Here is a 17,424-nt window from a genome sequence, read left to right on the forward strand (position 1 = left end):
GCCGCGCGCACAGGTGCGGCACTTGAACAGGATTTGCTGCAATGAACCATAACGATGTCATGCGTAGCCTGCGCTACATGATCAAAGCCAACGACCAGAAAATGGCCGAGATCATCGGCCTGGCCGGCCTGCAGGTAACCGCAGAGGCGATTGCCGGCTATGTGAAGAAAGAAGAAGAGCCCGGCTTCGTACAGTGCCCGGACAAGGTCATGGCCTATTTTCTCGACGGCCTGGTGATCCACCGCCGTGGTCGCGACGAAAGCCGCCCGCCACAACCTGTCGAATTGCCGGTGACCAACAACACCATTCTCAAGAAGCTGCGAGTGGCCTTCGAGCTGAAGGAGGACGACCTGCACGCGGTGCTCAAGGCGGTCAACTTCCCGGTGTCCAAGCCCGAACTGAGCGCGCTGTTCCGCAAGGTCGGCCATGACAACTACCGCCCTTGCGGCGACCAGTTGCTGCGCAACTTCCTCAAGGGCCTCACCCAGCGCGTGCGTGGCTGATGCAACACACCGTCTCGCCGGTCGGCATCGTCCGCTCCTGCTTCAAGGAGAAGTTCGCCATCCCGCGCCAGCCGCAACTGGCGCCAGCAGCGCGGGGCGTGCTCGAACTGCTGCCGCCGTTCGACCAGGGCGACGCGGTAGAGGGATTGGAGCAGGTCAGCCACGTTTGGCTGTTGTTCCTGTTCCACGAAGCGCTGGAGGACAAGCCACGGCTGAAAGTGCGCCCGCCGCGCCTGGGCGGCAACAAGAGCATGGGGGTGTTCGCCACCCGCGCCACCCATCGCCCCAACGGCATCGGTCAGTCAGTGGTGCGCCTGGAAGGCGTCGAGCCTGGGCGCCTGCTGCTTTCAGGCATCGACCTGCTCGACGGCACGCCGGTGCTGGATATCAAACCCTACGTGCCCTATGCCGATAGCATCCTGGAGGCGACCAACCAGATGGCTGGCGCGGCACCAGCGCCCATTACCGTACAGTGGAGTGAAAGCGCCCTGCCCCAGGCTCGCGAGCATGCGCTGCGCCTGGATGAGCCACTGGTGGCGTTGATCGAACAATGTTTGGCACAGGACCCCCGGCCCGCCTATCAGGTACCGCCCGTCGAGCGGGTTTACGGGGTGAAGTTCTGGGATGTGCAGGTGCGCTGGCACTACCCTCAGCCTGATCAGATCCGGGTGCTGGAGGTCGTGCGGGATTGTTGAGCCTGCACCGGCTTTGCTGAATCCAGGCATAAAAAAACGCAGGCCAAGGCCTGCGTTTTTCGTTTACCGCGCTCGCCTTACTTCTCGACGAAGGCGCGCTCGATCAGGTAATCACCCGGCTCGCGCATGCGCGCAGAGATCTTCAGGCCGAAGCTGTCCAGCACTTCGCTGGTCTCGTCGAGCATGCTCGGGCTGCCGCAGATCATCGCGCGGTCGTCCTGCGGGTTGATCGGTGGCAGGCCGATATCGCTGAACAGCTTGCCGCTGCGCATCAGGTCGGTCAGACGGCCCTGGTTCTCGAACGGCTCGCGGGTCACGGTCGGGTAGTAGATCAGCTTGTCACGTACGGACTCGCCGAAGAACTCGTTCTGCGGCAGGTGCTCGGTGATGAACTCGCGGTAGGCGACTTCGTTCACGTAGCGCACGCCGTGGACCAGGATCACCTTCTCGAAACGCTCGTAGGTCTCGGGATCCTGGATGACGCTCATGAATGGCGCCAGGCCAGTGCCGGTGCTCAGCAGGTACAGATGCTTGCCCGGGTTCAGGTCGTCAAGCACCAGCGTGCCGGTAGGCTTCTTGCTGATGATGATCTCGTCGCCTTCCTTCAGATGTTGCAGCTGCGAGGTCAGCGGACCATCCGGCACCTTGATGCTGAAGAATTCCAGGTGCTCTTCCCAGTTCGGTGACGCGATGGAGTAGGCGCGCATGAGCGGGCGGCCGTTGTCCTGCTGCAGGCCGATCATCACGAACTGACCGTTCTCGAAGCGCAGGCCCGGATCGCGGGTGCACTTGAAGCTGAACAGGGTGTCGTTCCAGTGGTGAACACTGAGGACACGTTCGTGGTTCATGTTGCTCATCGATGGGGCTCCTGAAGAAAAACGCAGCGCGCACAAGGCGCACAGTTGCGCGATAGTTTAGGGGCAGCGACAATATCTGTTAACTGAATTATCAAGATATGTGTTATCGGTTATATAGATATGCGATTTACACTTCGTCAACTTCAGGTCTTCGTCGCCGTCGCCCAGCACCAGAGCGTGTCCCGGGCTGCGGGCGTGCTGGCCTTGTCGCAGTCAGCCGCCAGCACCTCGATCACCGAACTGGAGCGCCAATCCAGTTGCCAACTGTTCGACCGCGCCGGCAAGCGCCTGAGCCTCAACGCCCTGGGCCATCAGTTACTGCCCCAGGCAGTGGCCCTGCTCGACCAGGCCAAAGAAATCGAGGACCTGCTCAATGGCAAGTCCGGCTTCGGCTCGCTGGCGGTCGGAGCCACCCTGACCATCGGCAACTACCTGGCCACCCTGCTGATCGGCAGTTTCATGCAGGTACACCCGGAGAGTCAGGTCAAACTGCACGTGCAGAACACTGCGCATATCGTGCAACAGGTCGCCCACTATGAAATTGACTTGGGTCTAATCGAAGGTGATTGCAACCACCCTGACCTGGAAGTACAGCCCTGGGTGGAAGATGAACTGGTGGTGTTCTGCGCCCCACAGCACCCACTGGCCAAAGTCGGCCACGCCAGCATCGAGCAGCTCTCCCATGAGGCCTGGATTTTGCGTGAACAGGGTTCTGGCACACGCCTGACCTTCGACCAGGCCATGCGCCATCACCGCGCCAACCTCAATATTCGCCTTGAACTGGAACACACCGAAGCGATCAAGCGCGCGGTGGAGTCAGGCCTGGGGATCGGCTGCATTTCGCGCCTGGCCCTGCGCGACGCCTTCCGCCGCGGCAGCCTGGTGCCGGTGGAAACCCCGGCCCTGGACCTGGCGCGGCAGTTCTATTTCATCTGGCACAAGCAGAAGTACCAGACCTCGGCCATGCGCGAGTTCCTCGAACTGTGCCGCAGCTTCACCGCAGGCGTGCAGCGTAGCGACGAAATCGTCCTGCCGCCGATCGCCTGAAGGTCAGCCCAGCAGGATCACGCCCCACACCACCGCCACCATGGACATCGCCACCAGTTGCGCGGCGCTGCCCATGTCCTTGGCGTTTTTCGACAGTGGGTGGCGCTCCAGCGAAATGCGATCGATGGCCGCCTCCACCGCCGAGTTGAGCAGTTCGACGATCAGCCCCAGCAGGCACACGGCAATCAGGATCGCCCGCTCGACACGGCTCACCGGCAGCCAGAAAGCCGTCGGGATCAGCAGCACATTGAGCAACACCAGTTGGCGGAAAGCGGCTTCGCCCTTGAAGGCGGTACGCAGGCCGTCCAGCGAGTAGCCGGCAGCATTGAAAATCCGTTTGAGGCCGGTCTGGCCCTTGAATGGCGACATGTGTCACTCACTTCATCGATGAAAGCCTGGCAGGCTAATCCGACACTGGTCAAAAAAGCGTGAAGGCGCAGGGACTTAGCTGGCGGAAACCGATTCAAGTTGTTGCAACAGCAACGCGGCCTGCGTGCGCGTGCGCACCCCGAGCTTGCGGAAGATTGCAGTCACATGGGCCTTGATGGTCGCTTCCGACACGCTCAGCTCATAGGCGATCTGTTTGTTCAGCAGGCCTTCGCAGACCATGGTCAGCACCCGGAACTGCTGAGGGGTTAGGCTTGCGAGCCCCTCGCTGGCGGCCTTTGCCTCTGCCGATACATCGACCTTCTCGAATGCCTGGGTGGCCACCAGACATCGCCATCGAGCACGTTGCGTACCGCTTCCTGGATCTTGCTCAGCTCGCTGGACTTGGGAATGAAACCACTGGCACCGAACTCACGGGATTTCACCACGACCGCCGCTTCTTCCTGCGCCGACACCATCACCACCGGGATTTGCGGGTACTGCCCACGCAACAGGACCAGGCCAGAGAAGCCATAGGCACCGGGCATGTTCAAGTCCAGCAGGACCAGGTCCCAATCGGACTTTTCCGTCAGGCTGGCTTCCAGTTCGGCGATGCTTGCCACCTCAACCAGCCGCACGTCCGGCCCGAGGCCGAGGGTAACGGCCTGGCGCAGTGCGCTGCGAAACAACGGGTGGTCATCGGCAATCAGGATTTCGTATGTGGCCATCGATCTATGGATCCTGTTCTGTGCCAGGCGCGGGGATACGGGATACACCTGGCAGGCAACTCAAGGCGCGAACGGCAGGGCCGCCGGCCGGGACGGCACGGCGAAGTCCGGGGTAACAGCAGCTTCGTCGTGCCCGAATCGGCGCCAAGGATGACGAGCACGCACCGAGTGGTCAAGCCAATTGCCCGGTCGAACCCACCTCCCTGGCTGCCAGCCCCGTCAGTATGAACCAATCCGCAGCGCCCGCCCCTTGGACTATAGGAAGGTATGCAAACGCTGGTGTACCTCATCCTGCTCGTCGAGCGGCAGGCGTCGCTTGCCACTGAGGTAATGCAGGCTGAACACATCCAGATAGGCATCCAGGGCCTGCGAAGCCTGGCTGTCGCCGGCCAGGTCCAGGCACATGGCCGCCACTTCAGCCGTGCAGAAATGGTCGTCGCGCTTGGAGCGACGCAGGCGATAGCGCGACATTTGTTCGGCCTGCAGGCTCAGTACCGGGAATTTGTCGAGGTACGGGCTCTTGCGGAACATCTTGCGCGCTTCGGTCCAGGTGGCATCCAGCAGGATGAACAGCGGGCGCTTGCCCGGGGCGCAGGCGACCTCGCTGACCACCCGCTCCTGGGCGACGAACTCACCAGGGAAGACGATATAGGGCTGCCACTGCGGATGTTCCAGCAGCGCCAGCAAACCCTCGTCCACCGACGTGCGCAGCCAGCCGAAGGCCGAGGTGTCCTCGATCAGGTCGGCGATCAGCCAGCCAGTATTGGTGGGTTTGAGTGGCTCGGTGTCATGCATCAGCAGGCACATGCCGGACTCGGCCTGCACCCTGGGCTTCCAGGCACACAGGCAATGCGTGGCGATGACCCGGCACTGCGGGCAGCGTTCGGCACGCGAGCCGCGGGCGACGAAAGGTTTGATGCTGCGGGCCAGACGCTCGGCGCGCAGCCGCGCTACCGCATGGCTCATGGCTGCAGGCCTTGGCGTTGAGAAGGGACGAACACAAAAAACGACTCTACGGATGACAAGGCGCCAGTCTACCAGAGGCGGCGTCATTTGCCGTGCAGCCCCGCCTGCGGCTCCTTTATAATCGCCGGTTGTGGCGGCCGGAAACACCGAGTTTCAGGGAACGCCGCCTGCCGGCGCAGGTCAAAGCGCCAGTCATCGAACCAGGAGAGATCCATGCTGCGTCTAATTGCCCCGACCCTGAGCCTGCTGCTCGCCCTGCCCCTGGCTGCCCAGGCCGCCTCCAAGCAGGAATACGAGCTGAAACAGACGCTGGAGAAGGTCGCCAAGGAAAGCAGCGTCGGCACCCCACGCGCCATCAACGAAGATATCCTCGACCAAGGCTATACCGTCGAAAAAGGCAAGGCGCTGGTCAACCACCTCAGCGTGCGCGAAAGCCATGCCGAACGCATGCGCGCCAACCCGCAGCAGGTACGCAGCCAGCTGGGCGACAGCGTTTGCCGCAATACCGGCTACCGCCAGCTGATGTCCAAGGGTGCAGTGCTGGTCTATCGATTCACCGTCTACAAGACCAACCAGCCCATCATGGATCAGGCCTTCGATGCCGCCAGCTGCGTGGCCGGCAACAAGAAGAAGTGATTTAGACCACCTGATCGCTGGCGCGCCGTTGCTCTTCGTCGGCGCGCAATTCAGCCAGCAAGGCCTGTAGATACCGTGATTGCCGCTCTGCACCTTGCAGACGACGCAGGCATTCACCTTCAAGGCTCAGGTGATGGGCCTGCGCCTCGCGCGCCAGCAACTGAAACAGCTGCCCATCCACCTCGATCACCAGTCGATGCATACCGCCACCTCCCGCGTCGCGCTTTTGCCCCCCTCCAGTAAACCAAAGCCCCATAAAGGCTGGGCCTGACCTGACCGACGGCCCGCTTGCAGGGCGGGCGGCGCAATGGCGCGCCAGCGTCTAGATTGATAACGAGACCCACAACAACGACAACAAGATGGAATTGCCACTGCATCATGGCCTTGAAGGCCTACTGCAATGCTCGGGGTGCACACTCGAGCCATAGCAGCCAGCGGCACACGCAGTGCCGCGGCCGGGACACACCATCGACCCGGTCAGAGGTTTTGCTGCAGAAGGAGACGTTGAATGCCTTACCAACCGAATGAGCTTCTGTTCAACCATTTCAAAGACCAGGGTATCGACCTGGGCAACATCGACAAGCAACTGCAACTGGTCGCCCCGAACAGCCCCAACCTGCCGTTGTACCGCGACATGATGCTGACCATCCTGCGCATGGCTCATGACGACCGCAACCGCTGGAACGCCAAGATCACATTGCAGGCCCTGCGTGAGCTCGACCAGTCGTTCCGCACCCTCGAACGCTACAAAGGACGGCGCAAGGTGACGGTCTTCGGCTCGGCGCGCACCCCGCTGGAACACCCGATGTACGCCCTGGCCAGGGAGCTGGGCGCGACGCTGGCACGCTCCGATTTAATGGTCATCACCGGTGCCGGGGGTGGCATCATGGCCGCTGCCCACGAAGGTGCCGGCGCCGACCACAGCCTGGGGTTCAACATCACCCTGCCCTTCGAGCAGCATGCCAACCCCACGGTCGATGGCACCGACAAACTGCTGCCGTTCCACTTTTTCTTCATTCGCAAGCTGTTTTTCGTCAAGGAAGCCGACGCGCTGGTGCTGTGCCCCGGGGGTTTCGGCACCCTCGACGAAGCCCTGGAAGTGTTGACCCTGATCCAGACCGGGAAAAGCCCGCTGGTGCCTGTGGTGCTGCTGGATTCGCCCGGCGGCAGCTTCTGGCGCGACTGCCTCGATTTCATCAGCCGCCAGCTGGAAGAGAACCGCTACATCCTGCCCAGCGACCTCAAGCTGGTGCGCCTGGTGCACAGTGCCGACGAGGCCGTGGATGAGATCAACCAGTTCTACAGCAACTACCACTCCAGCCGCTGGTTGAAGAACCAGTTCGTCATCCGCATGCACCATCCGCTCAGCGAAGCGGCGTTGCATGACGTCGAGGAAGGTTTCGCCGACTTGCGTCTAAGTGGCCGTTACAACCAGCAACCGGACAGTGGCGCCGAACATGAGGAGGGGGATTTCAGCCACCTGACACGCCTGACATTCGCGTTCAATGGCCGCGACCAGGGGCGCCTGCGTGAGCTGGTGGACTTTATCAACTTGCCGGAAAACTGGGCCAAGCCCCAGCCGATGCACACCACCCAGCGGGCGCGAGAAGCCTTGAAGGTGAGCTGAACGCAAAATGCCCTGCATGGCTCCCTTCAGGTGGCCATGCAGGGCATCAGTAGGCTTTGTACGAAAAGTGCCTGCGCGACGATCATGCTGCGTTGAAAACAGGCTGGTGCGCCAGCCCGGTCGGAATGCTCATTTGCAACCAGCAAAGTCGAGCGCGACCCCGGCCGTTCCTCGCCTGTTTTCGCCTTGCCTGATCGCCGCTCGGCGACTTTTCCTACAAACCCTAGTCGTCGAGATCCCGACCGCTGAGCAGCCGCCCGATCATCTCCATGGAAAAACCACGGTAAGCGAGAAAGCGCGTTTGCTGCCCACGGCTGCGTGGGTCATGTGGGCGCTGACCGGCGAACTTGCGCTGCCAGACATCTTGCAACTGCGCCGCCCAGTCCACCTCGCTTTCACGCAGGGCCTGGTCAATGTCACTGCGGGCAAGCCCACGCTGCCCCAGCTCCTCGCGAATACGCGCGGGGCCGTAGCCAGCACTGGATCGGTAGCGGATAAAGCTTTCGAGGTAGCGGGCCTCACTGAGCAGCCCTTCTTCGGCAAGCCGATCGAGCGCGGGCTCGATCAGCTCATCCGTTGCGCCGCGCTGACGCAATTTGCGCGTCAACTCCACGCGACCATGCTCGCGGCGTGCAAGCAGGTCCATGGCTGTCCGCCGCACGGCGACCGGGGTGTCGAGTACGGCGGACATGGGGCAGATCAATAACCGGCGTCGGCGTCAGCCATGTCGTCGGCATCAGCCTCAACGGCAGCGGCCTTGCCAGCAGCGGCGACGGCGCCAGCAGTGAGCAGCTTCTCGCGGATCTGCTTCTCGATCTCGGCACCGACGGCCGGGTTTTCTTGCAGGTACTTGGCGGCGTTGGCCTTACCCTGGCCGATCTTGTTGCCCTGGTAGCTGTACCAGGCACCGGCCTTCTCCACGAAGCCGTGAGCAACGCCCAGGTCGATGACCTCGCCGTTACGGTAGATACCCTTGCCGTAGAGAATCTGGAATTCGGCTTGACGGAACGGCGGCGAGACCTTGTTCTTGACGATCTTGACGCGGGTTTCGCTACCCACCACCTCGTCGCCTTCCTTGACCGCGCCGGTACGGCGAATGTCCAGACGTACCGAAGCATAGAACTTCAGGGCGTTACCACCGGTGGTGGTTTCCGGGCTACCGAACATCACACCGATCTTCATACGGATCTGGTTGATGAAGATGACCAGGCAGTTGGCGTTCTTGATGTTACCGGTGATCTTGCGCAGCGCCTGGGACATCAGACGCGCCTGCAGGCCGACGTGCATGTCGCCCATCTCGCCTTCGATCTCGGCCTTGGGTACCAGTGCAGCCACGGAGTCGACGATGATCACGTCGACCGCGTTGGAGCGCACCAGCATGTCGGTGATTTCCAGGGCCTGTTCGCCGGTGTCCGGCTGCGAAACCAGCAGGTCGTCAACGTTGACTCCCAGCTTGCCAGCGTATTCCGGATCGAGGGCGTGCTCGGCGTCGACGAAGGCGCAGGTGGCGCCGTTCTTCTGGGCTTCAGCGATGACCGACAAGGTCAGCGTGGTTTTACCGGAGGATTCCGGACCGTAGATCTCGACGATACGGCCCTTGGGCAGGCCGCCGATGCCAAGGGCGATATCCAGGCCCAGGGAGCCGGTGGAGATGGAAGGGATGCCTTGGCGCTCGTGGTCGCCCATGCGCATGACGGCGCCCTTGCCGAATTGGCGTTCGATCTGACCCAGGGCCGCAGCCAAGGCGCGCTTCTTGTTGTCGTCCATTGAAATCCTCACGTGTTCGACTTGGCCCTGACGGCCGGAATAACTGTATAAGTAGCCAGTATTATTCCACAGGGATTCGTTTCCGCAAACCCCCGCTTGGCGATTTACTCCGCGCCAAGCTGTAACAAGCCGTCTAACGCGGCGATTACCGTCTGTCGGCGCACCGCTTCGCGGTCACCTTCGAAGTGACGCCGTTCGCTGCGGACATGGGCCCCATCGGCCCAGGCCAGCCATACCGTGCCCACCGGTTTGGCCGGCGAGCCCCCATCAGGCCCGGCCACACCACTGACCGCCACGGCAAAGCGTGCGCCGCTGGCCTGCTGGGCCCCGCGCGCCATCGCCTCGACCACCTCCTGACTGACCGCGCCCACCTCGGCGAACAACGGTTGCGGGACGCCCAACTGACGGGTCTTCTGCGTATTTGAATAGGTGACGTAGCCCGCCTCGAACCAGGCCGAGCTGCCGGGGATACGGGTAATGGCCTCGGCGATGCCACCCCCGGTGCAGGATTCGGCGGTGGTCACCTGGGCATTGAGGCGTCGCAGGTGCTCGCCCAGGCGGGTGGAAAGCGCGGTGATCGGGTCCATGACGGGCTCCTGAGTGAATGCCGCCCTACCCTAACACCCGGCAAGGGCTCACCGCGACAAGGCACGAACATAGTCCTGGCAGGCGCGCAGGGCGATCAGTCCGCGGTCGCCGCTGTCGGTGATGGCGATAATTCGTCGAGCATGCGCTGGGTCAAGTCGGGCGCGTACGGGACCATGATCCAAGCCGCTGGCGGCGGTGGCGGCAGGCACTGCGCCACAGCTGGCGCCGCGCTCGACCAGGACCGACAGGCGCAGATCGGCAGTAGCAAGGCGGTCACGCAGGCGAGCCTGAGTCTGTTGCGCATCGGTAAGCTCCTGGAAATGTCTCGATTCACTCTCGTGCAGGCGTTGCTCCACCCCCTGGCGCTGTTCACGCTCGGCGAGCAGCAGGCCATGCAGCGCCTCGGCCTGATCCAGCCGTTGCTGCACCAGCTGCTGCTCCTGCTGTGCCAGCAACCGCCCATAGCGCCAGGCCTGCAGTTGCCAGGCCAGCGCCGCCCCCAACAGCAGGAGCAGCGCGCAAAGCCCGAGCTGCCAGCGGCTCAACACAGCACCTCACGGGCTCGCTGCCACAGCAGCAGGCGATCGGAAAGGCCATTGAGGCCGCCATTGATGTGGCGGGTGATGCGATTGAACTCACCTTGGTCGGCCAGCGCGTTCAGCCCGCGCGAGTGCCAGAACCAGGCCGCCGATTCGCAGGCCCAGCGTGGTTGTTCTAGCATCTGCGGCTGCGCCAGGAGGCGTTCGTCACCGAACAAGGCGCGGCTGCAGGCCTGGTAGTTGTTGCGGCCGGTCACCTGGATGAGGCCGCGGCCACAATAGCGCTGGCCGTCGCCATCGGCCTCGGGCGTGTTGCCCAGGCGCAGGGCCAGGCTGCCGGTGTCATAGCGTGCCAGGTAACGGTCGCCACCCAGTTCCTTGACGTAGCGCAGTTGGCCGGACTCATGGCCGACCTGGGCAAGAAACGCGGCGACACGCTTTGGATGGTCGATTTCCCAACGGGCCATGGCCTCATTGAGCGCCGGCAGGAAGGCTGTGACCCGCTGGCCGGCTGCTGGATAGATTTCTTTCAATTGCGGTTCGGTTAACACCATCGATGGCGGCTCCATTGCGGTCTGATCGAATGGCGGCCAGTGCCGCCGGTGATTCGCTCAGGGGCGATGGCTCGAAGCGCATGGCTTTCACATGATTCAACGTGCGGCAGCGGCCACATTTGATCTGGAGCTCGGAAGCGGGCGTGATGCGGGCCAGCAGCTTGCGGCACTGGCCACAGCGAAAATCGATGAACATAGGCGCAGGTCCTGGCGGGTTGACCACTGATGTCGGCTTGGGCGGCCTTGCATTCAAAGGCACGCCTGCGCCGACTATAGAAAGCCTGCCGCCACACGGGCATCGGGAACCTTCACCCTGTGCACTGGGCCTTGAGCGACGTCGCGCGACGCGGCGCCGCGCCCTTGGCCCTGGCCTTGCCCTGCCGGCCACCGCTGCACTGCACGGTGGTGCGCCAGCCACTGCTGGTGAACACCTGCTCCACCGACTCGATCAGGTATGGCCCATCGAGTCCGGCCAGAAACCCTCGGGCGTCGATTTCGCGTTCGGCGAACAGGTCGGTACGCCCGGGCATGTCCAGTCGCACACTGGCGGTATCGCGGTTGAAGCTAGCCAGGCGCGCCTTCGCGGCCTGTTCGGCTGCGGCCCGATTGGGGTACAGATGGCGGTCGGTGTGCACCGCCTGCAAGCCATCCGGGGCATCGCCGTTGGCCAGTTCCACGGCCTGCATGCGACCGCTGGCACTGTCCATATGACGGGTGCGAACGGCCTTGTGGGTGCTCCTGTCAGCCAGGCGGAACTGCCACTGGCTAACCTCGTCGCGAGCGATAGTGACCACACCCAAGGCCTTGCCGCTGGCGCTCTGTCGCCCCTGACGCGGGAGCACCAGCAACTGGCCATTGGCGAGTTTTCCGGTGCAGTCGTGCAGGCGGGCCAGGCGCGTGATGAAGTTGTAATCCGACTCGCTGTACTGGTCGACACGCGGTATCTGCACCGTCACCGGGCATACCGCCTGCCAGCCGTTGCGGGCAGCGATCTCGGCGACGATGCGCTGCAGTGTCACATTCTCCCAACTGCCGCTGCGGATGGTCTTGCCACTGCCGCGCAAGTCGCAGGCCTTGCCACGGATCACCAGGGTGTCGGGCGGGCCGGACAGTTCCACCTCGTCTACGGTGTAACGGCCCAGGCGGTTCAGGGGCTGCCCGGCATAGCCGAGCAACACCTCGAGCACCGCCCCCCGGGCCGGCAACGCAACGGCGCCGTCACGGGCATCGATGCGCAGTTCGAACTCGTCCGATTCAAGGCCCGGTTTGTCGGTGGTACGCATCAGCAACAGGCGATCGTTGATCAGCGCGGTGATGTCCTTGCCATCGGCCTGGATGCTGAACACAGGTTTCATGATTCTGCCTCCCTGGGGGCTACGCTGCGCAATCGGCACCGTAGCCCCCTGTCAGTCCCACAATTGAAGGGTATTGCTCGCCACCACAGGCCGTTCCGGCAGCACTATCCTTACCCCGGCGCGAAACGGCTGGGCCTCGTCCGCGAGCCCCTGGTTGGCATCCAGCACCGCCTCGACCATCCCTTCGAGCTGCCCGTAGTAGTGCTGGCAGAGGGTGTCGAGCAGGTCGCCTTCAGACGTTATGCAGATCCTGGCCATAGCTCACGAACTCCAGTGAAAAGCCTTGTTTGCGTGGAATACCGCCGGCCTGCAGCAGGCTCTGTTCCTCTTCGATACTGGTCAGGCACCAAGTGCCAAGTACCTCGCCATAGCCACTGGTCAACGACAGCGGCAACAACTGGCGACCAATGCTGCGCAGGGTCTGCAGCTGGCCAAGGCCGCCCTTGAAGCCGGGGAAGATTGCCCCGCGGATACTGATGCTTTCTTCGCCCAGGCTGACCGCCTGCTGTGCGCTGTCGCGGCTCAGGCGTTCCTGCCCGGCCCAACGAAAGCGTGTTTGCCGGCGCAACTGGTCGAAGGCCGCAGTGTCGAGGTTGAAGTAGTAGGGTGTGGCCCCGGCTTTGAGGGGTTGCAGCACCAGCAGATGGGGGAATGGCTTGATCGCCTCCGCCGCTGGTGTCGCCTGGGGCGCAAAGCCCAAGGTCGACAGCACGCCGTTGACGGTCGAACGCACCTCACCCACCATCCGCCGAATGGCCGCACCGGCCTTGGCCACATGGCCGGCGAACCCGTCGATGCGGTCACGCACCTGGCGGACCACGGCCACGGCCTGGTCATACTTGGCCACCACCTTGGCCACCCGTGCCTGGGCGGTTTCGATGGCGCGCATCGTGCGCTGCAACTTGGCGCCGATGATCGGGCCGACCACCGGCAACCCTTCCAGCTCGACGACCGCACCTTGAATATGGTCGATCGCCTCGTTCATTGGGTCGAGCATGGCGTCGGCACGCCGACGCCCTGCCTCTCCCGCCTTGACCAGGGCGTGCAGCGTGGCTTGCAGCTGCTCCAGATAGGTCATGCATGCTCCTTAAAGTGCGATATGTGAGGGGTCGGTCATCTGCACCGATTGGGCCTGACGCATGAACTCGTCCAACTGCCGGCGCATCATGGCCTCCAGTTGCTGCACCACACTCGGGTCGCCCAGGCTGTTGGTGAAGGTCACTGGCAAGTTGGCGTTGAAGGTGAACTGCTGATTGACCGGGGGCGCGGGTGCAGCGGTCTGCGCCGGTTGCATTTGTACGTTCGTCGGCGCTGCCGGAGAATCCAGAGCCCGGGCCGCATTGCCCATCGCCGGCTGGGCGAGGGGGTCATCCTTTCCAGCTCCCAGTGCCTTACCCAGCAAGCCACCCAGGCTTTCCCCGCCCATGCTGCCGAGCACACCACCGACCAGGCCACCGATCGCAGTACCAATCACGGGCACCACCGAGCCGATCGCCGCACCCACGGCAGCACCGGCCAGGCCACCGCCCAGACCTCCTACGGCTGTTCCGTAACCTTCGAGTTTCTGTTCTGCCGTGGCATCGCTGTTGTAGGTTTCGGCAAGTTGTAGCCCAGTAGTGAGCTGACTCATTCCCGGTAGGCGCCGCAAAATCCGGCCCGTTAGAGAGGCACCGGCGTGGCTCGCGCCGGCCTTGCCCATCGACCCAAGAAGCGAGGTGGCGCCAAGCGCGGCCGAGCTGGCCGTCGACACGAAGCCTGCACTTTCCGATGGCCTGCGCGAAACGCTGTCTTTTGCTTCAAACTGCGCTTCCTCCTCTTCCTCCTCTTCCTCCTCTTCTACCTCTTCCTCTTCCTCCTCCTCCTCTTCCTCCGTCTTCGCTGCATTTTTTTCGGCCACGCGCCGGGTCAGCTTGGACGGTTGCTGGCCCTGTGTGGGTGAGTTCGTTTCATCGCTGGCGAACCAGCCATAGACATTCTCGCCAACCAGCCCCCCCATCGACTCACCAAGCATGCCGCCGACCAGACTGCCGTAGTTCTTTCCACGCTCTTTGTTTCCCAGCAGCCCTCCGAGGGCGGCACCTAGCACGGTCCCCCCCATCTCACCAAGCGCACCGCCAATATCCTTGGCTCTCTCCGCACCCGATTTATCGCTTAAGGCCGAGACTGCAGATTTGGCGAGAAAGGTGGCACCGGCCATCTCTAAGCTTTTTTTTCCAGCATTGGCAGCATTCAGGCGCTGCCCGGGTGTCGTCCGCTTACCGAGCTTGTATGCCCCCACGCCAAGCGCGCCCGCCGCTGCAAGGCTTCCTGCCGACAGGGCCAGGCTGGCGCCAATGACCGACGGAGACTGTTCGAAAGGCACCCGCCCGTGCTCAAAGCTGCGACCGTCTACCGGGTCGTCCTGTTGCGGCTTTGGCTTGGAACGCACGGTCGCGCGGATCGCTGCGCTCCAGTCCTCCGGTGCCAGGAACGCCTGTGAGTCGTACACCTCGCCACTCACGTTTCTACCAGGTATGACTGAGGGCTGAGGTATGCGCCATGCCTGAGTCTCGATGACTGGAAGTGAGGGTACAGCTGTCAGGCTGATCCGCCCCAGCGCCAGATAATGCTGTCGCAAACGCCTGACTTGTTCGGCTTCCAGCTTTAGCCGTTCAATCTGCGCCATACGTGCTTTTGCCTGTTCTGCGCTCGAGGCCTGATCAACCTGGCGAGTATCGTTCAGCTCCTGTCGAACCGTCCCCATACGAAAAGGCACGCCTCCCGCGCCACTGAGCTGCCCGCGAGAGGCCTCCAGCTGCAGGCGAAGTGCTTCAAACAACCTACCAGGCGAAGCGTCGGCCCCGACGCCCAGCCCCAGGGTGAACACAGGTGTGTTCGCCATGCGTTCCTCCTTGTCACTCCGCCAGCCACCAGAGCATGTCGCTGAACGACATGCCCATGATTTCGCTGGCGGAAAAGTTCAGCTCCTTGGCCAGCCGCCGTGCAGCGGCCTTCTGCCGGGCTGGATCAAACTTCGTCGTCCTGCACCAGGCGAAAGTAGCCACTCTGCAGGCGGCTGTAGTCCTTCAATGCCAGGCCTTCGAGGTCCTTGACGCCGACTTCGGCGAGGGAGGCGAACAGGTTCAGCTCACGCTGCTCGTCGTCCCCTGCGCCACCAAGCTGCGCGTTACGGATGTCACGCACGGTCGGCGCCCGCAGCGACAGGCTGTCCACCTGCAGGCCATTGGCCTCGCTGGGGCGCGACAGGCGCACGGTCACCCGCTCGGCGCTGAGCATCATCCATTGCGGCAATTTCTTCGCTTGAGCCATTGCAGGTTCTCCTTACAAACCAAGGGCGGCGCGCTGGGCGGCCAGTTGGTCGACACCGTCGATCACCCGCTTCATGCCCAGAGCGTCGATCTCGTAGACCAGCCGACCGTCCACTTCGAGCTTGTAGTAGGTGACGCCGACACTGTGCTTGATCTCGGCCTTGTCGCCGGACTTCCAGTCGCCCATGTCGACTTCCTTGAGGGTGCCGCGCAGGGTGACCACCACCGGGTTGATCTGCCCCTTGAGGCCCTTGAAGGCGCCGCGGAAGGTGCCGTTGAAGCCGTTGCCGTCGGCCAGGCCGAAGAACTTCAGCGACTCGCGGCGCACACCGGTGGTGGTGAAGGCCGCTTCCTGTTTCTCCATGCCCTGGTCCATCTCGACCGCCATGTCCATGCCGCCCGGGCGGTACTCCTCCATCTTCAGGGTGAGCTTGGGCAGGGTCAGGCTGGGTACATCGCCCTGGAAGCTGACGCCATCTACGAACAGGTTCAGGTTGGCCAGGGTTTCGGGAATCATTGCCATGTAAATGCGCTCCTTAAGCGGCGGAATCGAGGACTTCGGTCAGCCACTGGTTGGTGACTTCAACGCGGAAATTGGGGTTTTCGGCAGGCGGTACGTCGGTGAAGCGGATGTTCCAGTACACCTTGCCCTGCTCGAGTTGGCTGGCGGTGTTCAACTGCGGGTCGGCGTAGACCTCGAAGTTGATGATCGCGCCCTGGTTCTTCAGGTCGCGCATGAAGGCCTGCAGGCCTTCGGTGACATCCTTCACGTAGGTGGCGGTGATGGAGCGGTCGACGGCCCACTTGTGGCCATAAAGGATCGCGTCCATGACGATGTCCATGGTCCGCACGCGGGTGACGAAGGCCCACTTCGGGTCGCTGGACAGGGTGCGGTTGCCCCACAGGCGGAAGCCGTCGTCACGGATGATGGTGGCGATGTTGGCGTTGTTCAGCAGGTTGGCGCGGCAGCTGTCGTCGCCATCGAGGAACTCCACCGCGCGGGTGGTGCCGGTGATGCCGACGAACTCCTTGTTCGACGGCGAAGCCCAGAAACCGTATTCACGGTCGGTCCAGGCGAACAGGCCGGCGACCCAGGCCGAGCCGGGTGCGTCGACAGTGGCCTCGGCGTCGTTGTCCCAGTAGCGCACGCCCGGGTCGACCAGGAATGCGCGCTTGGCGCCGAAGTTCTTGGCGTAGGCGATGGCTGCCTCATCGGTGCTGTTGGGGCCGTCGATGATGGCGATGGCGCGCAGCTTGTCGGCCAGGGCCACCAGCGCGGTGCCGACGGCCTGGGTGGCGCTGTGTTTCGGCGCCACCAGCAGGCGCGGCTGGGCGTTGAAGCGGCTTTTGCCGTCGAGCAGCGCTTGCAGGCCGGTACGTTTGCCGTCGGCCAGCACGTTGCCGATGATCGCCGAGGTTTGCTCGGCGGCGTCCTCGACCTTGGCCACGCCGCAGGCAACGATGACCGCCTTGGCGCGGCTGTAGATGGCGCGACAGGCCTTGGTGATCGGCGCATTCAGGCCGAACGCCGCAACCGCCTCGCGCTCGCTGGTGATCAGCACCAGGTCGTTGGCCTTGGCGCTGACGTTCGGGCCTTCGGTGAAGGTATCGACCAGGCCGATGATCGAAGAAGACGGCAGCGCGATGCTGCGCGCGCCGGTGTCGACGTTGGTCACGGTGACGCCGTGGAAAAATCCACTCATACAGGTTTACTCCAGGTTCGGGTATGAAAAGGCCCTGCGGGTGCAGGGCCTTGAGAGGTTGTTTACGGGTGAAAAAAAGCCCCGGCGGTGCGGGGCTTCATTGGATGTATTCGGCGAGCCACGGCAGTGCCACGGGGCCGTTCAGGGCGCAGGACGGTTCGATAAGGTACGTATGCATGCCACCC

General features: G+C 63.1%; 21 protein-coding genes and 2 pseudogenes. 5 read left to right on the forward strand and 18 right to left on the reverse strand.

All coding sequences use genetic code 11. From position 1 onward, the window contains the following. Positions 1-41: 41 nt before the first annotated feature. Positions 42-503: a YehS family protein gene (locus tag LOY51_RS20630; RefSeq protein WP_125465161.1), complete on the forward strand. Its 462-nt coding sequence runs from the start codon at positions 42-44 to the stop codon at positions 501-503. Further along, the gene (tsaA, locus tag LOY51_RS20635; RefSeq protein ID WP_258642842.1) at positions 503-1,198 is read left to right on the forward strand and encodes a tRNA (N6-threonylcarbamoyladenosine(37)-N6)-methyltransferase TrmO; all 696 of its coding nucleotides are present in this window, start codon (positions 503-505) and stop codon (positions 1,196-1,198) included. The genes LOY51_RS20630 and tsaA overlap by 1 nt, the downstream gene beginning before the upstream one ends. Before the next feature lie 77 nt (positions 1,199-1,275). Here the strand turns inward: tsaA and fpr are convergent, their stop codons facing one another. Then, complete coding sequence (fpr, locus tag LOY51_RS20640; protein ID WP_125465163.1) at positions 1,276-2,055, reverse strand: ferredoxin-NADP reductase; 780 nt, start codon at positions 2,053-2,055, stop codon at positions 1,276-1,278. A 120-nt stretch (positions 2,056-2,175) separates the two neighbouring features. Here fpr and finR point away from each other — a divergent pair, with 120 nt between their 5' ends. Further along, positions 2,176-3,102 (forward strand): LysR family transcriptional regulator FinR, encoded by a 927-nt coding sequence (gene finR / locus LOY51_RS20645; protein WP_110992362.1) that lies wholly within the window; start codon positions 2,176-2,178, stop codon positions 3,100-3,102. Between the two features lie 3 nt (positions 3,103-3,105). Here the strand turns inward: finR and LOY51_RS20650 are convergent, their stop codons facing one another. From LOY51_RS20650 to LOY51_RS20660, 3 genes and pseudogenes are all read right to left on the reverse strand, one after another. Continuing rightward, positions 3,106-3,471, reverse strand: coding sequence for a diacylglycerol kinase (locus LOY51_RS20650; protein WP_011535182.1), 366 nt, complete (start codon positions 3,469-3,471; stop codon positions 3,106-3,108). Between the two features lie 75 nt (positions 3,472-3,546). After that, a pseudogene (gene erdR / locus LOY51_RS20655) lies at positions 3,547-4,196 on the reverse strand (response regulator transcription factor ErdR). A gap of 255 nt (positions 4,197-4,451) precedes the next feature. After that, positions 4,452-5,162, reverse strand: a complete 711-nt coding sequence (locus tag LOY51_RS20660; RefSeq protein ID WP_125859844.1) for a tRNA-uridine aminocarboxypropyltransferase — start codon at positions 5,160-5,162, stop codon at positions 4,452-4,454. A gap of 213 nt (positions 5,163-5,375) precedes the next feature. Between LOY51_RS20660 and LOY51_RS20665 the strand changes: the two genes are divergently transcribed. Continuing rightward, the gene (locus LOY51_RS20665; protein ID WP_110992365.1) at positions 5,376-5,798 is read left to right on the forward strand and encodes a quorum-sensing-regulated virulence factor family protein; all 423 of its coding nucleotides are present in this window, start codon (positions 5,376-5,378) and stop codon (positions 5,796-5,798) included. Position 5,799: 1 nt separating this feature from the next. On the opposite strand, the gene LOY51_RS20670 is transcribed toward LOY51_RS20665, so the two are convergent. Next, positions 5,800-6,000, reverse strand: coding sequence for a hypothetical protein (locus LOY51_RS20670; protein ID WP_258642847.1), 201 nt, complete (start codon positions 5,998-6,000; stop codon positions 5,800-5,802). 306 nt (positions 6,001-6,306) lie between these two features. Here LOY51_RS20670 and LOY51_RS20675 point away from each other — a divergent pair, with 306 nt between their 5' ends. Further along, complete coding sequence (locus LOY51_RS20675; RefSeq protein ID WP_258642848.1) at positions 6,307-7,425, forward strand: LOG family protein; 1,119 nt, start codon at positions 6,307-6,309, stop codon at positions 7,423-7,425. Between the two features lie 223 nt (positions 7,426-7,648). Here the strand turns inward: LOY51_RS20675 and recX are convergent, their stop codons facing one another. The 13 genes and pseudogenes from recX to LOY51_RS20740 all read right to left on the reverse strand — a co-directional run bounded on the left by recX (position 7,649) and on the right by LOY51_RS20740 (position 17,239). Next, entirely contained in the window at positions 7,649-8,116 is a 468-nt protein-coding gene (gene recX / locus LOY51_RS20680) for a recombination regulator RecX (RefSeq protein ID WP_110992368.1), read from the reverse strand. Between the two features lie 8 nt (positions 8,117-8,124). Further along, positions 8,125-9,192: a recombinase RecA gene (recA, locus tag LOY51_RS20685; RefSeq protein WP_125465169.1), complete on the reverse strand. Its 1,068-nt coding sequence runs from the start codon at positions 9,190-9,192 to the stop codon at positions 8,125-8,127. A 104-nt stretch (positions 9,193-9,296) separates the two neighbouring features. Beyond that, complete coding sequence (locus tag LOY51_RS20690; RefSeq protein ID WP_125859848.1) at positions 9,297-9,779, reverse strand: CinA family protein; 483 nt, start codon at positions 9,777-9,779, stop codon at positions 9,297-9,299. Positions 9,780-9,827: 48 nt separating this feature from the next. Further along, positions 9,828-10,325: a lysis system i-spanin subunit Rz gene (locus LOY51_RS20695; RefSeq protein ID WP_125859850.1), complete on the reverse strand. Its 498-nt coding sequence runs from the start codon at positions 10,323-10,325 to the stop codon at positions 9,828-9,830. Beyond that, the gene (locus LOY51_RS20700; RefSeq protein WP_110992372.1) at positions 10,322-10,873 is read right to left on the reverse strand and encodes a glycoside hydrolase family 19 protein; all 552 of its coding nucleotides are present in this window, start codon (positions 10,871-10,873) and stop codon (positions 10,322-10,324) included. Before LOY51_RS20700 ends, LOY51_RS20695 begins: the two co-directional genes overlap by 4 nt. A 28-nt stretch (positions 10,874-10,901) precedes the next feature. After that, a pseudogene (locus LOY51_RS20705) lies at positions 10,902-11,069 on the reverse strand (zinc finger domain-containing protein); the annotation flags it as partial. 112 nt (positions 11,070-11,181) lie between these two features. Next, on the reverse strand, positions 11,182-12,228 hold the full coding sequence (locus tag LOY51_RS20710; RefSeq protein ID WP_125859854.1) for a phage late control D family protein: 1,047 nt from the start codon (positions 12,226-12,228) through the stop codon (positions 11,182-11,184). 51 nt (positions 12,229-12,279) lie between these two features. Beyond that, on the reverse strand, positions 12,280-12,486 hold the full coding sequence (locus tag LOY51_RS20715; RefSeq protein ID WP_125465175.1) for a tail protein X: 207 nt from the start codon (positions 12,484-12,486) through the stop codon (positions 12,280-12,282). Continuing rightward, entirely contained in the window at positions 12,461-13,306 is an 846-nt protein-coding gene (locus LOY51_RS20720; RefSeq protein WP_125465176.1) for a phage tail protein, read from the reverse strand. The genes LOY51_RS20715 and LOY51_RS20720 overlap by 26 nt, the downstream gene beginning before the upstream one ends. A 9-nt stretch (positions 13,307-13,315) precedes the next feature. Then, entirely contained in the window at positions 13,316-15,109 is a 1,794-nt protein-coding gene (locus LOY51_RS20725; protein ID WP_258642854.1) for a hypothetical protein, read from the reverse strand. 125 nt (positions 15,110-15,234) lie between these two features. Continuing rightward, entirely contained in the window at positions 15,235-15,537 is a 303-nt protein-coding gene (locus tag LOY51_RS20730) for a phage tail assembly protein (protein WP_110992378.1), read from the reverse strand. A 12-nt stretch (positions 15,538-15,549) separates the two neighbouring features. Beyond that, a complete protein-coding gene (locus LOY51_RS20735) occupies positions 15,550-16,059 on the reverse strand; it encodes a phage major tail tube protein (protein WP_110992379.1) in 510 nt (169 codons plus the stop codon). Positions 16,060-16,072: 13 nt separating this feature from the next. After that, the gene (locus LOY51_RS20740) at positions 16,073-17,239 is read right to left on the reverse strand and encodes a phage tail sheath subtilisin-like domain-containing protein (protein ID WP_258642863.1); all 1,167 of its coding nucleotides are present in this window, start codon (positions 17,237-17,239) and stop codon (positions 16,073-16,075) included. Between the last annotated feature and the right edge of the window lie 185 nt (positions 17,240-17,424).

The organism is Pseudomonas sichuanensis, assembly GCF_024749065.1.
Taxonomy (GTDB): Bacteria; Pseudomonadota; Gammaproteobacteria; order Pseudomonadales; family Pseudomonadaceae; genus Aquipseudomonas; species Aquipseudomonas sichuanensis.